General features: G+C 55.5%; 22 protein-coding genes and 1 pseudogene. 9 read left to right on the forward strand and 14 right to left on the reverse strand.

What is annotated here, in order from left to right; genetic code table 11:
• Positions 1-39: 39 nt before the first annotated feature.
• Positions 40-669, forward strand: a complete 630-nt coding sequence (locus tag H8K04_09730) for a periplasmic heavy metal sensor (GenBank protein ID UVT17780.1) — start codon at positions 40-42, stop codon at positions 667-669.
• Between the two features lie 17 nt (positions 670-686).
• Positions 687-2360: a dihydroxy-acid dehydratase gene (gene ilvD / locus H8K04_09735; protein ID UVT17781.1), complete on the forward strand. Its 1674-nt coding sequence runs from the start codon at positions 687-689 to the stop codon at positions 2358-2360.
• A gap of 96 nt (positions 2361-2456) precedes the next feature.
• On the opposite strand, the gene H8K04_09740 is transcribed toward ilvD, so the two are convergent.
• The 9 genes and pseudogenes from H8K04_09740 to H8K04_09780 all read right to left on the reverse strand — a co-directional run bounded on the left by H8K04_09740 (position 2457) and on the right by H8K04_09780 (position 13587).
• The gene (locus tag H8K04_09740; protein UVT17782.1) at positions 2457-3218 is read right to left on the reverse strand and encodes an ABC transporter permease subunit; all 762 of its coding nucleotides are present in this window, start codon (positions 3216-3218) and stop codon (positions 2457-2459) included.
• A complete protein-coding gene (locus H8K04_09745; protein ID UVT17783.1) occupies positions 3218-4183 on the reverse strand; it encodes an ABC transporter ATP-binding protein in 966 nt (321 codons plus the stop codon). The genes H8K04_09740 and H8K04_09745 overlap by 1 nt, the downstream gene beginning before the upstream one ends.
• Before the next feature lie 15 nt (positions 4184-4198).
• The gene (locus tag H8K04_09750) at positions 4199-5122 is read right to left on the reverse strand and encodes a hypothetical protein (GenBank protein UVT17784.1); all 924 of its coding nucleotides are present in this window, start codon (positions 5120-5122) and stop codon (positions 4199-4201) included.
• A 586-nt stretch (positions 5123-5708) separates the two neighbouring features.
• Positions 5709-5810 (reverse strand): annotated as a pseudogene (locus tag H8K04_09755) (prepilin-type N-terminal cleavage/methylation domain-containing protein).
• 335 nt (positions 5811-6145) lie between these two features.
• A complete protein-coding gene (locus H8K04_09760; protein ID UVT17785.1) occupies positions 6146-7942 on the reverse strand; it encodes a tetratricopeptide repeat protein in 1797 nt (598 codons plus the stop codon).
• Between the two features lie 126 nt (positions 7943-8068).
• Positions 8069-9421, reverse strand: a complete 1353-nt coding sequence (gene dnaB / locus H8K04_09765) for a replicative DNA helicase (GenBank protein UVT17786.1) — start codon at positions 9419-9421, stop codon at positions 8069-8071.
• Positions 9418-10806, reverse strand: coding sequence for an ATP phosphoribosyltransferase regulatory subunit (gene hisZ / locus H8K04_09770; GenBank protein ID UVT17787.1), 1389 nt, complete (start codon positions 10804-10806; stop codon positions 9418-9420). Before hisZ ends, dnaB begins: the two co-directional genes overlap by 4 nt.
• 22 nt (positions 10807-10828) lie before the next feature.
• Complete coding sequence (locus H8K04_09775; GenBank protein ID UVT17936.1) at positions 10829-12412, reverse strand: phosphoglycerate dehydrogenase; 1584 nt, start codon at positions 12410-12412, stop codon at positions 10829-10831.
• Between the two features lie 32 nt (positions 12413-12444).
• Positions 12445-13587, reverse strand: a complete 1143-nt coding sequence (locus H8K04_09780) for an alanine--glyoxylate aminotransferase family protein (protein UVT17788.1) — start codon at positions 13585-13587, stop codon at positions 12445-12447.
• A gap of 281 nt (positions 13588-13868) precedes the next feature.
• Between H8K04_09780 and H8K04_09785 the strand changes: the two genes are divergently transcribed.
• Positions 13869-15131 carry a transglycosylase SLT domain-containing protein gene (locus H8K04_09785; protein UVT17789.1) on the forward strand — a complete coding sequence of 421 codons (1263 nt, stop codon included), beginning with the start codon at positions 13869-13871 and terminating at the stop codon, positions 15129-15131.
• A 58-nt stretch (positions 15132-15189) separates the two neighbouring features.
• Here the strand turns inward: H8K04_09785 and H8K04_09790 are convergent, their stop codons facing one another.
• The gene (locus tag H8K04_09790) at positions 15190-15966 is read right to left on the reverse strand and encodes a tetratricopeptide repeat protein (protein UVT17790.1); all 777 of its coding nucleotides are present in this window, start codon (positions 15964-15966) and stop codon (positions 15190-15192) included.
• Positions 15967-16119: 153 nt separating this feature from the next.
• On the opposite strand from H8K04_09790, the gene bioF reads away from it, so the two are divergent.
• From bioF to H8K04_09805, 3 genes are all read left to right on the forward strand, one after another.
• Positions 16120-17280: an 8-amino-7-oxononanoate synthase gene (gene bioF / locus H8K04_09795; GenBank protein ID UVT17791.1), complete on the forward strand. Its 1161-nt coding sequence runs from the start codon at positions 16120-16122 to the stop codon at positions 17278-17280.
• 119 nt (positions 17281-17399) lie between these two features.
• A complete protein-coding gene (locus H8K04_09800; GenBank protein ID UVT17792.1) occupies positions 17400-18458 on the forward strand; it encodes a type IV pilus twitching motility protein PilT in 1059 nt (352 codons plus the stop codon).
• Positions 18459-18485: 27 nt separating this feature from the next.
• Positions 18486-19661 (forward strand): PilT/PilU family type 4a pilus ATPase, encoded by a 1176-nt coding sequence (locus H8K04_09805; GenBank protein UVT17793.1) that lies wholly within the window; start codon positions 18486-18488, stop codon positions 19659-19661.
• Positions 19662-19676: 15 nt separating this feature from the next.
• Here H8K04_09805 and H8K04_09810 read toward each other — a convergent pair whose 3' ends face one another.
• Genes H8K04_09810 through H8K04_09820 form a run of 3 tightly spaced genes read right to left on the reverse strand, consistent with a single transcriptional unit; the run spans position 19677 to position 21578 of the window.
• Positions 19677-20216: a hypothetical protein gene (locus H8K04_09810; protein UVT17794.1), complete on the reverse strand. Its 540-nt coding sequence runs from the start codon at positions 20214-20216 to the stop codon at positions 19677-19679.
• A gap of 53 nt (positions 20217-20269) precedes the next feature.
• Positions 20270-21133, reverse strand: a complete 864-nt coding sequence (locus tag H8K04_09815) for an SUMF1/EgtB/PvdO family nonheme iron enzyme (GenBank protein UVT17795.1) — start codon at positions 21131-21133, stop codon at positions 20270-20272.
• Positions 21134-21167: 34 nt separating this feature from the next.
• Positions 21168-21578: a DUF937 domain-containing protein gene (locus tag H8K04_09820; protein ID UVT17796.1), complete on the reverse strand. Its 411-nt coding sequence runs from the start codon at positions 21576-21578 to the stop codon at positions 21168-21170.
• 247 nt (positions 21579-21825) lie between these two features.
• On the opposite strand from H8K04_09820, the gene H8K04_09825 reads away from it, so the two are divergent.
• Genes H8K04_09825 through H8K04_09835 form a run of 3 tightly spaced genes read left to right on the forward strand, consistent with a single transcriptional unit; the run spans position 21826 to position 24013 of the window.
• A complete protein-coding gene (locus H8K04_09825) occupies positions 21826-22488 on the forward strand; it encodes an outer membrane beta-barrel protein (protein UVT17797.1) in 663 nt (220 codons plus the stop codon).
• A gap of 13 nt (positions 22489-22501) precedes the next feature.
• On the forward strand, positions 22502-23233 hold the full coding sequence (locus H8K04_09830; protein UVT17798.1) for a Slp family lipoprotein: 732 nt from the start codon (positions 22502-22504) through the stop codon (positions 23231-23233).
• Positions 23234-23281: 48 nt separating this feature from the next.
• The gene (locus H8K04_09835) at positions 23282-24013 is read left to right on the forward strand and encodes an intradiol ring-cleavage dioxygenase (protein ID UVT17799.1); all 732 of its coding nucleotides are present in this window, start codon (positions 23282-23284) and stop codon (positions 24011-24013) included.
• 319 nt (positions 24014-24332) lie between these two features.
• On the opposite strand, the gene H8K04_09840 is transcribed toward H8K04_09835, so the two are convergent.
• Positions 24333-24515, reverse strand: coding sequence for a hypothetical protein (locus H8K04_09840; GenBank protein ID UVT17800.1), 183 nt, complete (start codon positions 24513-24515; stop codon positions 24333-24335).
• Positions 24516-24531 lie beyond the last annotated feature (16 nt).

The following is a 24531-nucleotide window of genomic DNA, read 5'->3' on the forward strand; positions in this document are numbered from 1 at the left end:
AAGCTTTGAACCCAAGGTGTCTCAACCAAGGAGGAATTCATGAAGTCTGTAATGAGGGCCACCACTGCCTCTGCGGTCGCCTCGATTTGTCTGTTGGTGTTGGGCGTACCCGGCCTCTGGGCGAATGATCCGAGCTATGGCCATTCCGGAGGAGGACATGGCTATGGAAAAGGGATGATGCACAGCGGCACCGGGCACCTGATCCGGCATTTGCTCAAACACGAAAAGGATATCGGGCTCACCGCCGACCAGGTCACCAAACTGAAAGACATTCAGCTGAATCTTGACAAAGCACGGATCAAGGCCGAAGCCGATATTCAAATCGCTGAACGTGAACTGAGAGCGCTGACGGAGAGTGAGAAGTCTGATCTCACCGCGATCGAAGCAAAGCTGAAGCAAAGCGAAGACCTGCAGGTCGGGCTGCGGATGACTTCCATAAAGACCCGCCGTGATGTGATGGGCTTGCTGACTCCGGAACAGCGTGCAAAGGAAGCGTCCGAGCACGACAAGGTGATGGATCAGCACAAAGGCTCTGGCGCGCCGCATGGAGGCGCAATGCCGTATGGCGGGAATCCTCATGGCGCTAATCCGCACGGTGCCTACCCGCACGGTAAGAACCCTCATGAAGCCGTACCCCCTACACCACCGAGCAATATGTCCGTACAGTAATGCGGTCAGGAAGGCCTATGCATAAGGAACTGAAGCTACAGAGTCATGATCTTCTCGTCGGCGCCGGCCGGGCTCCGGCTCGAGCCATGTTGAAAGCCGTCGGGTTTACCGACGATGACCTGTCGAAACCTCTCATCGGTGTTGCCAACACATGGATCGAGGTCATGCCCTGCAATTTCCATTTGCGGCGGCTTTCAGAGCGAGTGAAGGCCGGGATTCGAGCGGCTGGTGGAACTCCGATCGAATACAACACCATCGCAGTGTCCGACGGGATCTCGATGGGCACGGAAGGAATGAAAGCGTCGCTGATCAGCCGCGAGGTGATCGCCGATTCAATCGAGTTGGTGGCACGCGGACATTTGTTTGATGCGGTGGTGGCTTTGTCTGGTTGTGACAAGACAATCCCCGGCACCGTCATGGCGCTCGCCCGGTTGAATCTTCCATCGATAATGCTCTATGGAGGATCGATCATGCCTGGCCGTTTCCAGGGCCATGACGTGACCATCCAGGACGTGTTTGAAGCAGTCGGTAAACATGCGTCCGGTAAGATGAGCGACGCTGAACTGAAAGACTTGGAAGATCATGCCTGTCCGGGACCGGGTGCCTGTGGAGGTCAGTTCACCGCAAATACCATGGCCATTGCGTTCGAGTTTCTCGGTATTTCACCGATGGGCCGCAATGGCGTTCCGGCCATGGACGACCGAAAGGATGACGTCGCGTTTGAATGCGGCAAGATGGTGATGGATCTGATCAAGCAGGATCTGCGCCCTCGTCAGATCATTACCCGAAAGTCGTTGGAGAATGCCATCGCCGCCGTCGCCACGACCGGTGGATCGACCAATGCCGTTCTGCATCTGCTCGCCATTGCCCGTGAATCCGGGATCAAGTTGAGCATCGATGATTTTGACAAGATCAACCGCAAGGTTCCCCTCCTTGCCGATCTTAAACCAGGGGGCCGCTTTGCCGCGGCGGACCTCTACGCCGCTGGTGGGACGATCCTGGTTGCCAAACGATTACTCGATGCCGGACTCCTCCATAAGAGTCAGCCCACCGTCACGGGGCGAACCATCGGCGAGGAGGCATCGCACGCCCGTGAAACTCCTGGCCAGCAGGTCCTGCGTCCCCTCTCCGATCCTATTAAACCGACAGGAGGTCTTGTGATTCTCAAGGGCAATCTGGCGCCGGAAGGCTGTGTGGTCAAGGTGGCCGGACATTCCATGACGAAATTCCAGGGACCGGCAAAGGTCTATGACCGGGAAGAAGATGCATTCGTGGCGGTCAACGCGGGCCAGATCAAGCCTGGTGATGTCGTCGTCATTCGGTACGAGGGTCCGGCCGGTGGACCAGGGATGCGTGAAATGTTGGGCGTGACGGCCGCAATCGTGGGGGCCGGGCTTGGCGACTCCGTCGCCCTGCTGACCGACGGGCGTTTCTCCGGTGCGACACACGGATTGATGGCGGGTCATGTCGCCCCTGAAGCCGTCAAAGGCGGGCCCATCGCGTCCGTTAAGAACGGCGATATCATCACCTTCGATATTCCCAAACGCCGTCTGGACGTGGCGTTATCTCAGAAAGACATAGTGTCCCGGCTGAAAAAGGTCAAACTACCCGTACCACGCTATACATCGGGTGTGATGGGGAAATACGCCAGGCATGTCTCATCCGCCTCGGAAGGCGCCATCACGAGTTAGATCATCCCGACTCTATCGTGTCTGCTTACACTCACAGGAGCCTCAGAATCTCTGAGCGATGTGAGAACGAAGCTTGAGGCGTTTTTCAACAGCGTCCTAGCGGAAATCGCGCCGTTGGAAGATGACGGACGCGAGCATCAGAAGAAAGGTGGTATAGGCCAGTCCATAGGCCGCGATCAGCAGCAGATCACCGGCCGGCACATCAAGTTGATGAGTCACGTGTCCTTTGAGATTGAATCGATCCAGGTTCGGCAGAATATAATACATCCCCTCCAGTACGGTACGGCCTCCCCCTTCCATCTTTTGGCCGAAGGCCTTTAGATCAGGCGTCAGGTGGCCGATCACATAAATCGCCAGGGTAAAGATTGCGCTGAGTGTCGCGCTCGAAAAGGTCGAGAAAAGCAGCGCGACTGCCGTGATGACCATGAATTCCAAGACAATCATCCCAAGCGCCTTGAACAGCACGGCATGAACAGGAACGTCCTGAAGGGAAAGCACCGCCAGTAACCCGGCTGCCATGATGGTCGTATTGATGACCAATGTGAGACTGAGTCCCAGATATTTCCCCAACAGAAACTGAAACCGGGCGACCGGTTTGGAAACGATAGTGTAGATGGTTTTCTTCTCGATTTCCTTGCTGACCAGGCCGATGCCGACGAAAATGGCGATCAGCACCCCGAAGAAATTGATGCTCCCGAGGCCGATATCCAAGATGAGACGATGAAACTCCCCAAGCGTCAAACGCATCAATATCAGCGAACTGCCGATCATCAGCAGAGCGAAGATCAATAGGTTGTAGAGCAGTTTGTCACGGAGATTCTCACGAAAGGTATTCAGCGCAATCGAGAGTACCTTCATCAGACTCGCGCCTCCACTGTCTGCTGCGTTCCTTTGGCCTCACGGATAAAAAGATCTTCCAGTGAGGCCTTGTGCGGCGTGAGCGAGACCAATTTGGCTTTGGCCGACCGAACGACATCGAGCGCTTGATCGACATCTTGCTGACTGTTCAAGACAACCATGACTCGCTCCCCTTGCAGGACGACTTTCGCAGCCAGAGACCTGATTTGCTCACGGGCTTCCGGGAGCAGGCGATCGATCACCACCTCCACTTCATGAGTCGTGTTCCCCGCGATCAATTCCGACACATGTCCGCACGCAACCAGCCGTCCCTTCATAATCATGGCCACTCGGTCACACAGCAATTCCGCATCATGGAGGATATGTGAACTGAACATCACGGTCTGGCCGGACTCCTTGAGTCGCAGAATGAGATCCCGCACCTCCTTACGCCCGATGGGATCTAAACCAGACATGGGCTCATCCAAGATGACCAGCTCTGGATCATTGATCAAGGCTTGAGCGATCCCCACCCGCTGGAGCATGCCTTTTGAAAACTTTCGTAGTTGCAGATCACGGGCATGCCTCATACCGACGAGTTCCAATAGCTCATCAATACGTTTCCCAAGCGCAGAGCCCTGGAGTCCAAACAGATGACCGTAGAATCGCAGAAACTCTCGACCCGTCAGATAATCATAAAAATACGGTGATTCAGGGAGGAACCCGACTTTGGTCTTGGCCGCTGGATCGCCAATCGGCTTTCCAAACAATCTTGCACTTCCCTCACTGGGATAGATGAGCCCCATCAGCATCTTGATTGTCGTCGTCTTCCCAGCACCGTTCGGTCCGAGAAATCCAAAGACTTCTCCTCGCTGCACCTCAAACGACAACCCATTCACGGCCGTTACTCGGCGACCCCAAAAGCCGACTTTGAAAATCTTGCACAAGCTTTGAACCTGAACCACAGGGTGGGCTACTGTATCCATGACTTCCGCTCTCAGTTATTCACTATTTTGCTTGTCCAGTCTGAATACCCTAAGTCGGTCAGGATGGGTTGAGCTACTGATCTTTCCGGTTTTGGAATCCAGTGCATAGGAACCGCCGAACGGCTCGACCGGTAACTGACTCAGATACCCGCCGTTTATCAGGTTCTGCAATGTCTTCGGGTACGATCCTTGTTTGCTTCGATACTGTTGAATGACCGACTCCAATCTTTGAATATCTCGCTCGATCATAACCTCCTTCGCCCGTTTTTCTAGGACTTCACGCATTCCGGCATCTTGAGTCTGTCGCCACAGAGCTTCCAGAAATTGCAGTGCGGTTTCAGGGTTGTTCGCCTCTGCATACATTCGGGACGCAAGGCCGGGAAGATAGGCAGGTCCACCGGGTAATCGCGCCGCTGCAGCGATGTATTCGGATGCCTTAGCCGCATTGCTAAGAATGAAGTAGTGGTTGTATCCCAGCAAGAAAGGAATGTTCCAAACAGTCGGGTTTTCCTTAAACCCTTTTTCAAGCAGACGATTGCTGAGATCGACACGATTGGCCACGTTGGTCAACACGACACCGCCGACATAATACGCGTAGTCATACTGTGGATCGAGGGTGGTGATGACCTCGAGGCCGTGATAAATCCATTCATAGTCGTCTAAGGTGTTCTCTCTCTTACCTACCACCTGCAATAACCGAAGCCACAGAATATCTGCTCCAAGGTTGTGGTAACCGAGTAGCGCTGGTTTCAGATATTCCCCACGTGGGAGCTGGGCTAGCTCTTCGATTTGTGCAACAGCGCGATCGGATCCAGAATCAAGAGATCGTTGGAGCTGAACGATAGAGGCTAGAGCCAGAATACATCCAGCCGCAAAGAGTCCTGTTCGGATGCGTTGACTTATCGGATGGTGTGAAGCCTGTTCAGTTGTCGGGGTCATGGAAGGTTCTTCGTTAGAAACAATCTAGCCCGCCGGTTGTTAGGCCGGCGGGCTAGAACAGAACAGTTCACCCGGATTAGAACACACCGGTCGTGCAATCGTTTGCACCAAAGTCAACCGTAGATATCCAGGTTGAGATCGCCGCATCACCATCCAGGTTCGTCTTCGCAACCGCTACGAAGTTGTTGTCGCCAAGTACTCCCAAGGCAGCAGTCCCTCCCGCGCCGGGAGAATACAACGGACAAGCAACGGCTGGCGTATAGAGCCCAGGAGCCGCAACCGTTCGTGCGTCAACTCCATAGACATAGTTCACGTTACCTGTGGCTCTGAATCCAATGTCAGTGAATACGCCAGCGAAAGTACCACCCGCGACACACCAACCAGCCGCAGCAGGCACCGTGGCTAGCTGTCCTACACCCCAGGGCCATGGCGCAGTCTTGGTACCACCCACAGCCGCAGGCTGACCAGCTTCGACCGCTATACCGAGATAGCAGCCGCGCTCACCCTGGAAGGATACTTCGGAAGTCTTGATGGCCTGCAAATTGGTCTTCGCCTCAGACTGCCGCGATTTCATCTGATACTGTAGGAAGTTGGGGATGGCGATGGCCGCCAGGATCCCGATGATCGCCACGACGATCATCAACTCAATGAGGGTAAAACCCTCTTGTTTACGGAGCGACTTAAACATCGTACTGCCTCCTTGTTGATGGTTCACTGACGGCCCGGTTCATAACCTGCGGCGCTCATGTTGCCGCCTACCTGTGCCTATAGCAGGTTTGGTGCCGATCAATGACAAGGCCTAGCGTACCATTGATCCCTGATGACGCAACAACTTACGAGAAATCAGCGCGCCGCCGGTCGGTAAGAAGCCTCCGGTCCTTCCGCAATCTGCTTCGGAGTGCCGAGAATTGGCACTTTATGGGGCTTGGGCCGGTACGGCATGTTTCGGCGCCAATTATGGTGCAGCAACCTCCAGGAGGCCGTAAGGAGCCGAAGATATGGGGAAACAATCGTTGGGAGAGTTTAGGGTGTGGCTTGCTGGGTCTGAGTCTTCTCTGAGACGCGGCGTTTGGCCTGTTGAATTCTGTCTTCATACGCAGGATTGGCCATGCCCTGCTCGCGGAAGCGCTGGAGCAGCTTTTCGTTGGAAGGGTCGATCTCGAGTGAGTGGAGCCACGCTTCACGAGCATCAGCAGTTTTCTGCTGCTTCATATAGATTTCCCCAAGATGCTCGTAGATGACGGGATCATCGCCGACGAGACTCACAGCCCGCTTGATCTCCGTGAGGGCTTCGGCCAGCATCCCCGATTTGTAGAACGCCCATCCAAGACTATCCACGTAGTACCCGTTTTCCGGCTTGAGCGCCACGGCGCGTTTCGTGAGGGATAACGCCTGATCGATCTTGATGCCCCGTTCCGCATAACTGTACCCAAGATAGTTCAAGGCATCGGCGTGATGTGGATCGAGAGAAAGCGCGGTCTCCATGGCACGTTCCACGTCATCAAACCGGTTGAGTTTGTCGTACGCTGTCCCGAGGTTGAAATGCAGATCCGCGTTCTTTGGATTGTGCCGAATCCCCTCCTCGAAAGCTTGTGAAGCCTTGTCGAACTGCTCGCTTTGGAGATGGGCTAACCCCAGCACGATGTGCGGTTCAGGTTGTTTCGGCATCAACCGGACCGCTTCGTTGAGATGCGTGACGGCTTCCGGAAACTGTTTGAGCCGGTAGAGGAGCACTCCCAGATGAATATGACTGTCGGCAAATCGTGGATCCAAGTGAATATTGTACCGATAGGTCTCGATGGCCTTGGGAACGTCTTTCGTTTCCTCATACAAGTATCCAAGGTAATCTCTCACTTTGAGTTCGGCCGGCTTAGCCTTCAAAATCTCTGTTAATTGACTGATCGCCTTTGCGAACTCTTTTTTCTCTCCATAGATAAGCGCCATGCGCAGTTGTGCGTCGAGATCGCCGGGATTGTCCTCCAGCATCTTTTCCAATTCCGCGAGACCTGCGTGGTAGTCTTTCGTCGCGATGTACAACTGGATCAAATGCTGGCGAATGTCCTTATTCCGAGGATTCACCTGAGAAAGATATCTTTTGAGGACCGCGACGGCTTTGCCCTTTTCTTGGCGTGATTCATGGACCGAGGCTTGAGCCAAATACGCCGGCTCAAAAGACGGGTTGACCGTGATGGCGCGCTCAAAGCTTGCCAAGGCTTGGTCGATATTGCCGGCTTCAACGGAAATACGGCCCAAATAGTAGTACCCGACCGGTGAATCGGCCGTATAGTATAAGCCTTTCTTCACGACCTGCTCGGCCTCAGCCAGTCGTTTTTGGTTCAATAAGATGAGCCCTTTGGGAAAGTAAGATTCTCCCCGTTCCGGAGCGCTCTCGATCGCCTTGTCCAATAACGCCAGCGCACGCTCATGCTTGCCGGCGCTGGCAAGGATCCCGGCCATGTGGGTCAGCAATTGAGGATCTTGTCCGGTTCCTTGCCCGACTTCTTCCGCGTATTGCACCGCCTGAGTCAAATCGCCAAGGGCGAAATACAGCGCCGCCAATCGGGATTTGACCTCACGTGACTCGGGATCGGCCTTCAAAGCTGCCTGATACTCCTTCAATGCAGTTTCAAAATCCTGGGCAAGTTCGGCTTGATGCCCCATCATGAAATGGAGCGTGGCATCAGACTCGGGGGTGGCCGGCGAAGGCTCTTGTACGGTGGTGATGGGTGACGCAGGTGTCTTGTGTGGCTGCGGTGCTGTGGTGCTGCAGGCCACGAGAGTACAGGGCAGGAGCAGGAAGAACCATCTCGCGGCCGCCATAGGAGAACAACCCGCGCTTGACACTCGAGTGTCTACCATCATCAGGATTTTCACCCAGCCCTTCTTCGGAATGAACACACAAGAGGCAGGAAGATTATACCGAGTGCCGGAACGATGCGCAAACCACTAGGCTTCGCGGAGGTCAAGGCTCTCGAATTTGGCAAACCGGTCCTGAAAAAACAATTCTTTCTTGCCGATGGGTCCGTTCCGATGCTTACTGACGATGATGTCGGCAATCCCTTTGCGTTCAGAATTCTGATCGTAGACATCCTCTCGGTAAATAAACATGACCACATCGGCATCCTGCTCGATGGCTCCGCTTTCCCGCAGATCGGCCAACATGGGAATGGGCGGCTTGCGCGCCTCTACGGCACGGCTCAACTGGGAGAGCGCCACCACGGGCACATTCAGTTCCTTGGCCAGAGCTTTCAATGAGCGGGAAATATCGGAGATCTCTTGCTGGCGGGACTCGGAGTCACTTCGCCCTTGCATGAGCTGAAGATAGTCCACGATGAGAAGGTCGAGTCCCTTCTCCGCCTTGAGCCGTCGGGCTTTACCGCGCATCTGTTGGACCGTGATACCGCCGGTGTCGTCGATGTAGATGGGCGCTTGTTCCAAGCGGCCGGCCGCCTCCGCCAATCGCCACCAATCTTCTTTTTGAAGCTTCCCCGTTCGTAACGCATGCGAATCAACCCGCGCTTCAGAACTCAGCATGCGAAGAACGATTTGCGGTTTGGACATTTCCAAGCTGAAGATGCCGACCACGGCATTGGCATGAATCGCGGCATGGGTGGCAAATCCCAGTGCCAGGCTCGTTTTGCCCATACTCGGCCGCCCCGCCACGACCACGAGGTCCGAGGCTTGAAGCCCGGCCGTGATGTCGTCGAGATCATAGTAGCCGGTCGGCACTCCCGTGATGTGTTCCTTTCGTTTGGAGAGCTTATCGATGACATCCAAACTCTCTTTGATGACCTGACTGATCGGACTGAACGACCGTTCTAATTTGCCTTGAGCAATGCTGAACACCGATCGCTCGGCAAAATCGAGCAGATCGTCGATGGCGGATGTTCCCTCATAGCCTCTGGTCAGGACTTCGGTCGATGTGCTGATCAGCAGACGGGCCACGGCCTTGTCGCGGACGATCTTGCAGTGGTATCGAATATTGGCTGAACTCGGAACGATCTGGACAAGTTCCGCCAGATAGGCGGCACCCCCGATTGCTTCAAGTTCTCCTCGAGATTTTAGCCGTTCGGTCAGTGTGATTTGATCGATCACTTCGCCCGTGTCAGACAACTCCAGCATGGCTTGATAGACTTTTTTGTGGGCCGTTCGATAAAAATCTTCGTCCACCAGCAGTTCCATGGCCTTCGGCATGGCGGTGTTATCCAGGAGGATCGCCCCCAGCACCGACTGCTCAGCTTCCAGATTCTGCGGAGGAAGCTTGGGTTGAGAGAGATCGACGGCGCCGACCGATTTCATGACATCCCCTTGTGGCTCGCGCGAAGGCTTGCGACGAGGTCCCTCATAGACATCGCTTGCTTATCGAGATCGGATGAGTCAGTCGGTTCACCGGTCTGCTGTTGGGTATTCCGTCGCAGGACAATGACACGTTCAGCGCTGTCTGTGACGACCACAATAGCAGTGTGGATGTCCGCTTCAAGGCCGGCCCTGGCGGCAATACGGATCACACCTCGTCCCGATGCCGGTACGGCTCGTTGGACGACTCGCACGCCTACCTGACGCAACTGTCTCGCCACAGAAACGAGTTCCTTCGACAACGCAAGCGGTGCGACGACGAGCACCTCGGACCTCACCGGCGTTGTCGTATCGGAGAGATTGAGTCCGCGGAAGAGTCGGTCGACATTGAGCGCAAATCCGGTCGACGGGATGTCCCGACCGAACCGTCCGATCAAGTGGTCATACCGCCCGCCGCCGCCTAACTCGACTCCTATGCCGGGAGTAAAGACGTCGAAGATGACACCGTCATAATAGTCGAATCCTCTAAACTCTCCTAAGTCCAGCAGGACCACATCCTGAAACCCGGTCGCGCAGAGCAACTGATAGACTGCCTCCAATCGGTCCAACGCTTGTAGCAGCGGCTTCTCACCCCTGGCCAATATTCGTCCTTTCGAAAGCACCTCCGCTTGGCCGCACAGTTCGGGAGTTTCCAGGATGGCGCGAGCTGCATTCTTGCCGACCCGCTCGTGCCGGAGAATCTCTGCAAGCCGAGGCAAATCTTTTCTGGCTGCCGCCTGCTCGGCCCGCTTCTGACCGTCCGGCGACAGGCCGGCGCGAACAAGAAGCCCCTTGAAAAAGCCGACATGCCCCAGTGAAACCTTGAACGAGTGCAATCCAACCTTCCGTAGTGATTCGATCATCAGCATGATGATCTCGCAATCGGCGGAGGGATCATTGGCCCCGATTAGTTCGGCACCCACCTGAAAGATCTCTCGATCGCGACCGACGTGCTCAGGTTCATAGCGAAAGACGGTCGCGCGATACGACAAGCGCAACGGCAAGTGAGCGCCCACCATGCCCATGGCTACAGTGCGGGCGATCTGCGCGGTCACATCGGGCCGCAACAGCAGAATACGGCCGGTTGTCCTGTCGACGATCTTGTAGGAGTTCTCCAACAGCGTGGGCTCAAGACCCGGCGCAAGGACGTCGAGATATTCGAACGTCGGCAGAATAATCTCATCATACCCATAACGATTGAAGTACGTGAGCAACTCGGATTCCAAATGTCTGACATGGCGCGCAGCATCCGGAAGGATCGTGGCCATCCCGACCGGAACCAGAGCATGCTCGCGCAAAGAAGGAAACTGCCCCGAGGTAGGATTGAACATCGGAGGAGCAGAGGACATAACAACCTGATGGCGAGGATGATTACGAAAGGTTAGCGACCTTCACCGAGAGAATGTTCGAACTGGACTTAATTTGGTCCAATACCGCAGTTGGGAATTCGGTATCGGATCCGATGATCAACAGCGCATCCCCTCCCCGCTTCTCCAGCGCGCATTGCATTCGCACAATGTTGATCCCCTGATCACCCAAGACGTTACCGACCATGCCGATGACTCCGGGACGATCGACGTTGTGGATAAACAACATATGCCCTTCAGGCACGACTTCGACCTTGAATTGGGCGATCTCCGTGATCCGGGCTTCTTTTTTGTGGTACAGCGTTCCTGCGACTTGGTGTGAGAGCTTCCCGGCCTCGACCCGAACCCGGATCAAACTCGTGAAGTCTCCGGCATCCGTACTCTTGACTTCTTTGACTTCGATGCCCCGCTCCTTTGCCACGATCGGCGCGTTCACGTAGTTCACCGGATGTTCCATAATCGGACTGAGCAGGCCTTTCAACACGGCGATCGTCAACGGTGCAATCGACAGTGTGGCGACTTCTCCGCTGTATTCCACCGTGACTCGTTCGATCCCCCCTTGAACGAGTTGCGTCTGGAGCGAGCCGAGCTTCTCAGCCAGTGTGAGAAAAGGTTGTAGACGCGGCAGTAATTCCGGAGCGACTGAAGGGATATTGACGGCCCCTTTCGCCACGCCCTTGGTGAAGTAGTCGACAATCTGTTCCGCAATTCCAATAGCGACGTTTTCTTGTGCCTCCGTCGTCTGGGCTCCGATATGCGGCGTGCAGATGAAATTGTCCAATGCCAGTAAGGGATTGTCTTGCTTGACCGGTTCTTCCTCAAACACATCGAAAGCGGCGGCGGCGACCCGTTTTGTTTTCAAGGCTTCGCACAAATCGCTCTCATTGATGATCCCGCCGCGGGCGCAGTTGACGATCAGCACGCCGGGCTTCATCGTGGCGATTGCCTGCGCATTGATGATTCCTCGTGTTTCCGGTGTGAGCGGCGTATGGACGGAAATGATGTCTGCTCTCCGGAACAGCTCATCGAGATCCAGCATCGTCACGCCCATTCGTTCGGCCCGCTCAGGCGTCAAGTACGGGTCGAACGCGACGACGCTCATGCCGATCCCCTGCGCCATCTTTGTCAGATGACTGCCGATCTGTCCGGCGCCGATGATGCCGAGCACCTTGTTATAGAGCTCGACGCCCATGAACTTGTCTTTCTCCCATTTGCCCGCTTTCACCGAGGCGGTGGCTTGCGGAATACGACGGCTCATCGCGCAGATCATCGACATCGTATGTTCGGCGGTGGTGACCGTATTGCCGCCAGGCGTATTCATGACGACGATGCCTCGACGGGTCGCAGCGGGGGTATCGACGTTATCCAGGCCGGATCCGGCTCTTCCCACCACTTTCAGTTTCTCGGCTGCAGCAATGAGTTCCGCCGTCACCTTGGTGCCGGATCGCACGATCAGTCCATCGGCATCCTTAATCTCCCTGAACAGCTCATCTTTCGGCATCTTGGATTTCACCACGACGGTAAATCCGGCTTTCTCGAGCGCCTCGACACCCTGTTTCGATAAGCTGTCGCTGATCAAGATTTTCATTCCCGCTGCTGCCATGTGCATCCTCGCGATGGTTACTTCGCCAATAAGATTTCTTGCGCCTTCCCGACACCACTTCCGAGTTTCACCGAATGGCCGAGCCCCTTCAGGACCATTTCAGTCGCGGCCAGCGCGGCGATCACATCAAACGTATCCGCATACCCCATATGAGACAATCGGAATACTTTCCCCTTGAGGTGATCCTGTCCACCGGCAGCTGTCATACCGTATTGCACACGAAGATTCTTATAAATCGCCTGCCCGTCAATTCCATCCGGCGCACAGACCGCCGTCAAGGCATCGCTGGGCGATTCCTTTGGAAACAGCGCCAGCCCGGCAGCCTTCACCCCTTCGCGCATGGCATGGGCCAAGCGGCCCTGTCGTGCAAACATCTTCTCCAGTCCCTCTGCCCTCATCATTCTGAACGCCTCTTGAAGGCCGATCACAAGCGAGACGGCGGGTGTGAAGGCGGTCTGATTCTTGACCTGATTTTCGCGTTCCTTTTTGAAGTTGAAATAAAAGGCGGCATTTTTGGCTTTGTCGGCCAATGCCCACGCTTTATCGCTGACACTGACAAATGCCATGCCGGGAGGCAGCATCAGGGCCTTTTGGGAACCGGTGATCACGACATCGAGCCCCCATGCATCAGTCTTGATGTCAAATACACCCAAGGCTGTAATGGCATCGACCACCAAAATAGTATTGTCGTAGCTCTTCATGATCTCACCCAGCGCCTTGACATCATGAGCGACGGCCGTCGAGGTCTCGCTGGCTTGCACATACACCGCTTTGATCGAAGGATCTTTTTTGAGAGCATCGGCAACTTGCTGAGGATTGACCGCATGTCCCCATTCAACTTTGATCTCGGTGGCTTGTACTCCGAAGGTCTTGCAGAGTTTGCCCCAGCGCTCTCCAAATTTACCCCCGTTGACATAGAGGGCCTTATCGCCTGGAGACAAAAAGTTCGAGACCGCCCCTTCCATGCCGCCTGTCCCGGAAGCGGCCAGCATCAGAACGTCATTTCGTGTTTGATACAACCATTTCAGTCCTTCGCGTACCTCTGCGAATATCGGATCAAACTCAGGTGCGCGATGATGAATCATCGGGCGCGCCATCGCCAGTAACACCTCCGGGGGTACGGGCGTCGGGCCAGGTGCCAAGAGATACCGCTTCAACATTGATCGATCCTCCTTCACGATGCCAATATTGTGGGATGGGCGCTCGAAGAGGTGGTACGCTACCATCTGTGTCAGGAGGCTGTCAAGGAATTGAACGACGCAACTGAAGACGGCATCAGGATTTTCTCTTCTATGAGGCGCTCGACACGGCGGCACAATCCGCTGGCCTCATTGTCCTCATTTCGTGCCCTCGTTGCATGAACGGAGCAGCGCCGTACCTGTTCAATTTCTTGACAAGTATGCGATGGATCGATAGGCTGGCTTCACGAATGCTACCGACGATGCCGAAGCTGGCCAAACCATGGAGTGTTGAGGCGGCGATTGTCGCGATCTTGGTGATCAGCGCCGGCGCGATAATGCTCCCGCACGGGAGCTGGGCACAGGATGTTCTCCCTGCTGAATCAGAATCCCTGCAGGAAGAAGATGATGTGGACCCCAATCTGGTCCCGCTGGAGCCCGAGTTGACGGTCTCTCCTCCGGACCTCCCATCAGCCGAAGGCAAGATTGAACAGCCTGAAGATGCAGTCGTTCAAGCGCCTCCGAACACGGCGAGCACCGATCCTCAGAGTACCACGTACAATATTCCCATCGTCATTGATCCGACAGTAGAAAGCCATATCCATTTCTTTAATACGTCGATTCGAAGCCGGTTTGAACAGTGGCTCCTGCGTCTCAACCGCTATCGTCCGCTGGTCGAACACATCTTTGCCGAATTCGACCTTCCCAGCGATCTCGTGAATCTCTCTCTCGTTGAAAGCGGCTTCAACCCCTACGCCTATTCGCGGGCCAAAGCCACCGGGCCATGGCAGTTTATGAAAGGGACCGGGAAGCTGTATGGGTTGCGTATCGACCACTATGTTGATGAGCGACGTGATCCCATTAAATCTACGGTCGCGGCGGCTCGCTATCTGCGGGACTTATACGACTTATTCGGGGCGTGGCCCTTGGCAATGGCCGCCTACAATGCCGGGGAAGGGAAAGTGTTACGGGCCCTGCATAAGGCCCAGGCGGAATCCTTCTCAGAGATCTCAAGAACAAAACTGATCCGGCGGGAGACGAAACAATACGTTCCCCGGATCATGGCCGCCACGATCATCGTGCGGAACCCGGATCAATATGGGTTTAACCAGGAGCCTGTCCCACTCCACCAGTTTGAGGAAGTCGTCGTGACTCGCCCGTTGCATTTCCGGGCGATCGCCAACGTGACGGGTATCCCATACAGCGAGCTTCGGCTGTTGAATCCGGAATTACGGCGGGATGCCACACCTCCAGACGACTTGGCGTATCATCTGAAGGTTCCCCTAGGCACGAGCGCCAAAGTCGTCGAGCTCATCGACAGAGTTCCCACATACAAGTTTCCTCCCCTGCGAGCCCAACCTCAGTATGTCAAAACGGATGCGGCACGGAAGTACCGGGTCCGCATGGGTGATACGCTGGAAAAAGTCTCTCGGCGGTTTCGTGTGCCCCTCAAGACCCTCAAAACGCTCAACAATCTTTCCACTCCCACTATCAAGGCCGGCGAACTTCTGATTATTGCCCGGTAGCAAACGACTGTCGGGAGCGTACGCGTTCCGCCACTCCGTCGGCGACGGAGTGGTCTGTCTATGGTTTGGATGGCTTTGAAGGGGCGACTGGAGCGGAAGCTGCGGCGGCCGGTGCAGGCTCCGGAGTTTTCTTGGCCTCGATGACTTTGACACGCATCGCAGCCTCGCCTGTCAGAGGGGAATTGGGGTACGTCTTGGTCAGATCCTGATAATGCTTGAGAGCTTCGTCCGGCTTGGATCGATTCTCTTCCAGTCTGGCGATTTCAAAGAGAGCAGAATCCCGGTTCATCGCTCCAGGGATTTCAAGGATCGTCGCATAGGTCTTGGCGGCTTGCTCAAGATCTCCCTTCAGAAGATACGCATAGCCCAGTTTTTGATGAACCAGTCCGAGAAGCGAGATATTAGATCCATACGTGGCAATGAACCGCTTGTAAGTTTCGATGGCTGAGTCTAGATCGTTCGACTGAAGGAATGCATTTCCAAGACTGAACTGGGCCAGAGGAGCCGTCGGGGTCCGGGGATATTCCTCCAGTATCTTTTTGTACAGGGCAATCGCCTCCTTCAGATTGGCTGCTGCCTTCTGAGGATCGTTGGGCGGACGATTAAAGAGATGAAGGGTGGCTTCTCGTTCTAGCTCTTGAGCCTTACTGGCATTTTGCGCGTCATACCAGAAGACTCCCCAGAGACCGCCCGCCATGACGAGCAGAAGAACGAATCCAACCAGGAGTGACCATCGATAATTCTTCAGCCCGAGCACCCAGTGCTCCAACCCACTCACAAGGTGCGCTTCATCGACCGGCAATGTTCGAGGCGGTACTTTAATTCGGTATGTCATCAGGGACCTTTACATGATTTCTCAACTAAGAACCGGCTTTCTGCTTCAGAACCGTTGCTTTATACTAAGGATGATTTCCCTTGTCAATGCGATCGATGGGACCGCATCGCAAGGGAGAATCACTGCGACGGCTTAAGGACTTTGCGACGCGGTATGTTTCGAATGAGACTCCAGCAGCTCGCGGACCAATCGTTATTGCGCAGCTTATCGCCATTGGAATCGGCCACGGGGCCGACCGTCCGATATGCCGGACGCGAGATCCTCCTGCTTTCCTCGAATGACTATCTCGGACTTTCAACACATCCGGAAGTGATACGCGCCGCAATCGAGGCCACCGAACAATATGGCACCGGGTCAGGCGCGTCGCGCCTGATCAGCGGAACTCTTCCACCCCATGTGCACCTCGAAGCCGCCCTGGCGACTTTCAAAGGAACCGAAGCCGCCCTCCTCTTTGGGGCCGGTTATTTGGCGAACCTCGGCGTCATCCCCAATCTCATCGCGCGTGGAGGCCTCATTCTGGCGGATCGATTGTGTCATGCCAGCCTGATCGACGGCTGCCGGTTGAGCCATGCTGATTTTCGCGTATTCCGCCATCTCGACTGCGCTCATGTCGAGTCATTGCTTCGGCGACGAACAACGAATCGCCCCACGCTTATCATCACGGAGGGGCTGTTCAGCATGGACGGCGACCTTGCGCCGTTACCCGACTTGGTGTCACTGGCCGAGCGATACGGCGCAATGTTGTATGTCGACGATGCCCATGGGACCGGCATCATGGGGCCGACCGGTCGAGGCACGATCGAACATTTCGGCTTGGAGCATCGGATCCCCTTTCACATGGGGACGCTCAGTAAGGCGCTCGGCAACCACGGCGCCTACGTGGTCGGCCCCAACGACCTCGTTCAGTATTTGATCAACACAACCCGTCCGTTCATTTTCACAACGGCTCTTCCGCCTGCTGTCGCGGCGGCCGCTTCAGCCGCGTTGGATGTCATTCAACATGAGCCGGAACGTCGGGCGCGGCTCTGGTCGAATCGACAGCGGTTGTTCAACGGACTGCTGCGCCTCGGTTTTCGGATGACTCAGACGGTCGGTCCCATCCTGCCTGTTCTGGTCGGTGGTGCGGCCGGTGCGGCCGCGCTAGCCGAACAGCTGCTCTCTCACGGAATTTACGCCCCCGCCATTCGGCCGCCGACGGTGCCGGACGGAACCAGCCGGATACGATTTACGGTGACGTCGGAACATACCGCCGATCAGATCGACGAAGCGCTTCGCGTGCTGGACATCACGGGCCGCGCGACAGGGCTCCTGTAGGCCTCATCTCAACCGGCTCGCACCTTCCGCCTATTTTCTTGCTTTCCGGGTTTGCTATGGCATGATGCACAAGAGATTTTTGTCCCGCGTTCGATTCATATTACTGAGGATTTCGGGCAATGGATATTTCCAAGCTCCTTACGTTTTCCGTCAAGGAGGGCGCCTCCGACTGCCATATCAGTGCCGGAGAACCCCCCATGATTCGTATTCACGGCGATCTGAAAAAGCTTGACCACCCTGCTCTCACTCCCGATGAAACGCACGCCTTGATCTACGACATGATGAACGATTCCCAGCGGAAGAACTTCGAAGAAAAGCGTGAATGTGACTTTTCCTTCGAACTCGGTGATATCGCCCGTTTCCGTGTCAACGTCTTCGTGCAACAGCGAGGATTGGGTGCCGTGTTTCGGAACATTCCGACCACCATTCTCCCGCTGGAGAAGCTGGGGATGCCGCCTATCCTTCGGCAACTCTGCGATAAGGAAAAGGGGTTGATATTAGTCACTGGACCAACCGGTTCCGGTAAGTCCACCACGCTTGCGGCGATGGTGGATTACTTGAACAATACGTTCGAAGGCCACATCATCACCATCGAAGATCCGATCGAATTCGTCCACAGATCCAAGAAGTGCCTGGTCAACCAACGAGAACTCGGTGTCCATACCTTGTCCTTCGCCAACGCCCTGAAGTCGGCGCTTCGCGAAGATCCCGACATCGTGTTGGTGGGAGAAATGCGGGATTTGGATACCATTCAGCTGGCGTTGACGGCCGCGGAAACCGGACACTTGGTCTTCGGAACCCTCCACACATCGAGCGCTCCTAAGACGATCGACCGTATCATCGACGCCTTTCCCCCGGCGCAGCAGGCACAAATCAGAACCCAGCTTTCGGAGGCGCTGGAAGCCGTCATCACACAAACGCTGTTGAAGAAAAAAGCAGGTGGTCGTGTTGCCGCGCTGGAGGTCATGGTGGCGACGACCGCCGTCCGGAATCTGATCCGTGAGGCCAAGCTGCACCAAATTCCTGGGATCATGCAGGCGAGCCAAAAAGACGGCATGCAAACGATGGATATGGCCTTGGTCGATCTCGCGACACGCGGTGTCGTGCACAAGGCCGAAGCGCAATCTCGCAGCATGAACCCCAATCTTTTCGGTCCGTCGGTTGCCGGCGCAGCGTAGAATCCGGAACAAAGGCGACCTCTCACCATGGAAGTTCGAAGCCTGTTAAAAGTGATGGTGGACCGCGAAGCGTCGGACTTGTATTTGACCGTCGACGCCCCGCCGATTTACCGGATTCATGGCGCGACTCAGCAAACCGATGCGCCGCCTTTCAACAACGAGCAGCTCGAAGCCTTGGCATTGGCGCTGATGCGCGGTCAGCAACGGAGCGAATTCGAAGAAAAGATGGAGATGAATCTGGCGCTGTATTACAAGGATTTAGGCCGTTTTCGCGTCAACATCTTCAGGCAAAAAGGCAATGTCGGGCTCGTCTTCCGCCTCATCAAAGCCGAAATCCAGACGGTGGAGCAGTTGCAGCTTCCTCCGATCATCAAAGATATCGCCATGACGAAGCGCGGCCTCGTGCTCGTCGTCGGCGCCACCGGCTCAGGGAAATCGACCTCGCTGGCCGCCATGATCGACCACCGGAACTCGATTCATCCCGGCCATATCATCACGGTTGAGGATCCCATCGAGTTCGTGCACCAGCACAAAAAGTCGATCATCACTCAACGCGAAGTCGGATTCGATACCTTGACTTTTCAGAACGCGTTGAAGAATACCTTGCGCCAAGCCCCGGACGTGATCCTCATCGGCGAGGTTCGGGATACGGAAACCATGGAAGCCGCGATTACGTTCGCGGAAACCGGGCATCTGTGTATCGGAACCCTGCATTCGAACAATGCCAACCAGGCGATCGAACGCATCATGAATTTCTTCCCGGTCGAACGTCACGCCCAGATCTATCTGCAACTGTCCCTGAATTTGCGCGCGATCATCTCCCAACGATTGATTCCATCGGTCGACGGCAAACGAGCCCCGGCACTGGAAATCATGCTCGACACGCCGCGCATCAAAGACTTGATCAAGAAAGCCGAGGTCGATACGTTAAAAGAAGCCATGGAGCAAGGCATCGACGAAGGCTGCCAGACGTTCGATCACGTACTGTTTCAGCTGTACAAGGCCAATAAAATCAGCCTCGAACAGGCCTTGATCAACGCCGACAGCGCGAACAACCTACGCTTAAAAATCAAGCTCGAGGGGCTGAAAGGCGACGACGCGGTGAATGCCTTGCTGGATAAACAGATGGATAGCCACGCGACGGATGCCTTTAAGATACAAGGGGGCGCTTCCGGAAACGTGACTCCGATTCGCAAGCGGTAGCCCCACCGCTCACCTTCACCGGTTCGAACTCCCTTCAGTCTGACCTTCAAGATACGACGCCATCTTCTCCAGAGCCAGGGCACTGAGCCTGGATCCGTACCAGGTCGGCATCGTATGGCCGGGATAGCCGCGCACCACAAATCGCTCCGGTTCGAGCACGGACTCAACGATATACTCGCGCACCGACGTGGCGTCCCCATGATAGTCGGCGTCGCTGATCCGCTGTTTCCCCGTTGTGCCCATGATCAACGGCGGTCCGACTTGGCCATTGGCTCCGGGAATCCCAGGAATGATGTGGCACACCGGGCAACCAGGCCGTGTGAATATATCGATAAGAGGCTCGTCTCCCGTGACCAGCGGAACGGCTTCTGGTTTGAGTGCAGCATCCATGGATGGGCTCGGCTGTCGGTGAGAGACAGGTGGATCACGAAGCGCCCAAAGCACCGATAATAGGACCATCACGATGGCCGCTAGAACCACGACCTGTTCGCGGGAGCGCGGCGTAGGGTTTCCGACTGATACTGAAGACTGAGCGGGATCTCGTTCAGTGCTCAAAGATCACCCTGCCGATTGATGAGCAAGGAGTGCGGGCATGACGGGAGAAGAGATTAGTTCCCAACATCCGCTGCGCATCGGAACCCGATCGTGCGATCCTCAAAATCCGGCTCAGCCGAAAACCGAGCGGTCACACGGAGCGCGATCGGCAAGTCGGCCCAGGATCCACCTCGCAGCACGCGCTTTTCTCCGGTTGAGGGACCGGTCGGATTCTTTTCTGGACTCAGAAGATAGTATTCACGATCATACCAATCACCCACCCATTCAGCCGCGTTCCCAGCCATATGGGAGAGCCCATACGGGCTCCTGCCGCCGCTCTTCAGCCCAAATCGTACGCTCATCCCCTCAAGCCCGCTTCCGACCGGAACCAGGGTCACAGCGTCACTCACCCATACACCTCGATTATAATTCGCGATGTCGACGAATGGCTGCATGTGCCCCCAAGGGTAGCGTCGGCCGTCAGTCCCCCGACCAGCCTTTTCCCATTCTGCTTCCGTGGGTAGACGTCTCCCCGCCCACTTACAGTACCTCGCTGCGTCAGTCCACGACATCCCAACGGCGGGAAGGTCCTTGAGGCTCTGAGTGGCCCCATCATCCCACATTGGAGGCAAGTTGCGATTAGCCGACTCAACGAATGTCTGATAGCGGCCGGCTGTGACTTCAAACTGATCGATGTAATATTCGTCGAGTGTCACGTGATGTTCCGGTTTTTCATTCGGCAGTCCATCGTTGCTTCCCATTAGAAATGGTCCGGCAGGAATACGGATCATCGGCGCCCCGTCTTTTCCCCTGATGGTCTCAGCAGGAGTACCTGTTTGATGTCCCTCGTCCGATATCGCGGCGACTGTGAGACCTGCCCCATTGACTAAAAGGATCAGCAACAGGGCAGTGAGCCACGTGTAAGTTCGGGGCAGCATAGGAATTTTGGAAAGGGCGACGGAGAGTGCTCCTTCAGACGGACATCTTCCCTTGAACGAATTTGAGGAGCTGATCGAGGCCGCCGGCTTCGATCTTGCCATTGGGTGTCAGCTTGTCGACTAAATCCGGCAGGAGGCCGGCTAGCTGCGAACTGGCCGCACCAGACGAGAGCCCTGCTTGGGCCGCCACTTGTTTGAGGAGGTCGTTTCCAAGTCCTTGCTCAACCTGATTGGGCGTCACCGGAAGATTGTGCCCTGTGCTCACCCACGAATTCACGATCTCACCGAGACCATTCTTTTGGAATGCTTGGACGAGGCCGGTTAGCCCACCGATGCTGCTATTTTGACCCAGGAGACTGGTCAAAGCCTGAAGCAGAGGATTCTGGCCTCCTTGCCCGCCCATCATTCCGCTTGCTGCTTGCCCCAATTGATCCATTAATCCCATGACGAGCTCCTTCTGTGTGTGGGCAGTCGAATGTCAACAGATATGTCACTCCGGTCATCTCTGGAATGAGGATGTAACACAGACACAAGCGACAATCCAATGGGCACTTTGGATACGTTCTGGCCCAAAGTCGAAAAACTAGAATGCTCGTCGTACCTACAAAAACCGAGGATCGGACCAATTGTGAGGGGCTATAAAACCATCAAACTTTTGGTATGATAATTTACTGGTTAAAGGAGTCATGCGCATGCCAAAACTTAATCGGTTGCTTGCCGGCTTGTTCCTTACAGGGATTTCGCTTGTTCCGCTCAATAGCCCGCCTCAAGCATCTGCAGAAATGTATGTCGCTGGATATGGGGGCGTAAACTTTGCGGACCGTATTAACAGTATTGCAGGGACGGGATCTCAAGCTGGTGTCCCTGGTTCTTTCATCGACTTTGACCTCCAAAATTCGATAACCTACGGAGGCAAGGTTGGATACTTCCCCGGACACAGCTGGTACGGAATCGAGGGAGAAGTCTTCACTACCACTCCGCATATTAAGAGCTTGCCGGCCACCGCGACTCTGCCTGCTGATCCGGGCATCCATTTTCGAGTCACCACTGTGGGTGTAAACTTTATCGCGCGTTATCCGGGGCGCACCTTTCAACCCTATATTGGTGCCGGCGTAGGAGCAGGGATTGCCCACATCGGGGATACTGCTACCGTACGAGGCGACAGTGATGTGGCTGCGGCGTGGAATGTGTTGGCTGGTTTGCGCGCATTCGTCACACCCAAGATCGCCGTCTTTGGAGAATATAAGTACACCGGTGCGACGTTCGCGTTCGATCAGGCATTCGGTGACCTAGGAGGCTTCAGTGGCAATTATAGGGCACAGCATATCCTTGGTGGGCTGTCGTATCACTTCTAGCGGAGGAGAACTCATGTCTCGCATGCCCAGGTTCGCTCCCCTGATTGGTGCGGCACTCATGTTATCGGCCTGCGCAGAATCGATCCATCAGGTACAACGCGATACGGAGTTGCTCGGGGTTCCTCTTGGGCTGGAAAAGGAGATCGATGCCAGCGTCAGTTTTGCCGAGCTGAAGACAAGTCCACGTGACTATGTCGGTCGAACGGTCATGATCGGCGGGAAAGTCATTCGAGCCAAACGGACACAGGCGGGAACCGAACTCGAAGTCTTACAATTGCCGACAGCGAAGGAAGGGCCCCAGACAGAAGATGGGCTTCGATCCGAAGGAAGATTCTTGGCGATTCAAGAAGCGTTTCTCGATCCCGCCAGTCTTCCGGAAAATACACCTATCACAGTGATCGGCACCGTCAAAGGTGAAACCACAAGACCGTTGGATGAGAGCGACTACACCTATCCCCTTCTTGAGGTGAAACACATTATCGATTGGAATAGTATCGCCGCGCGGAGCCCGAGGGGCAGACCCTATTATGCCCCCTACTATCCGCCCTATGGTTGGGATGGGTTTGCTCCCTATAGTGGGTTCGGTCCCTATGGTGGTTATTGGGGTCCATTTGGTGGCTTTGGTAGCTATTGGGGAGGGCGTGGATTCTATGGTGGTCCTGGCTTTTATGCCCCACGCGGGCCATCTCATTCCTCGCCACCGCCCCCTCCGCGAAGCGTTCACCCGCGACTCAGAGGCAGGTAGGAATCGACGGCGTACGATGCTGTGACATGGCGACCAAGGCCTGACCGAATGAACGAGAGAGATAAGCATATTGAGTACGTTCTTTCTCGCCGTGAAGCACTCGTGTTGATGGGAGCGGCCGGCGCCGGCTTCCTGGTGGGTAGTCGACCAACCAAGGCGCAGGCTGATACCGGTGCACCTCGATCCCTTTGCATTGTCCGACCTGAACAAACCGAGGGTCCGTATTTTGTGGACGAACGATTGCACCGATCCGACATCCGCACTGATCCGGCCAGCGGACAGATGAAGCTTGGAACACCGTTGGCTTTGATCTTTCGGGTTATGCGCTTCAATGCAGGAGCCTGTCAGCCGTTGCCCGACGCACAGGTAGATATCTGGCACTGTGATGCCCAGGGAATCTACTCCGATGTACGCGATCCAAGCTTCAACACGCTCGGCCAGAAGTTCTTGCGCGGACACCAAATGACCGACGCGCAGGGAGATGCGCGCTTCCTAACCATCTATCCAGGGTGGTATCCGATTCGAACCGTGCACATTCATTTCAAGATTCGTACGGCTCCGGTGACCCACAAGGCCTTTGAGTTTACCTCGCAAGTGTATTTCCCTGATGAGTTCACCGATCGTGCCTATGCGAGCCTCCCCTACTCGTCGAATGGCCCACGCAGAATAAGAAACCGCCAGGATTTCATCTTTAGACAGGGCGGCGACCAATTGATGCTGGAGCCGTCGGCGACGAACGACGGCTATGCAGCGATATTTTCAATCGGCCTACAACTCTAGCCGATCATTGGCGCTACCCTGACCAATTCCCATTTCTTAGTTGCGGTTTGAATCGGAGGACGGTATCTTCGAATCCGATCCATCAAGAGAGGCGACGCCTGACTTTGATCGCAAGCCAGACGAATCACTTGAGGACGAGTCGAACTCCGCGATCATTGTTTCCCATCCTGCTTCCACCGGCATTGGTGATTCTCACGGCTTTCGCCGGCTGCGACAATCCAAACAGCAGCGACACGATCGCGAAGAAGCCGGAACCGCCCGCGTCGAGCCCTGCTCCAGCTTCGAATCAGTTGCCACCATCTCCCGCAACGACGGCCGCTCAGCCAACCAGCGTCTCCACGATCGATCCGAATGTGCCCATCCCGGCGCTCAGCACCGACATGATCGAGGCATTCAGCAAAGAATTGCCCGAACTGGCGGGTCCCCCTGCCAATCGGGAGAAAAGAACCCGACGCAGGATTGGTGATCCTTCCCCTTCGAGCTCCAGTGTAGCGAGGAGCATATAGAACTGGTTTCCA

This window comes from Nitrospira sp. (genome assembly GCA_024760525.1).
Classification (GTDB): Bacteria; Nitrospirota; Nitrospiria; order Nitrospirales; family Nitrospiraceae; genus Nitrospira_D.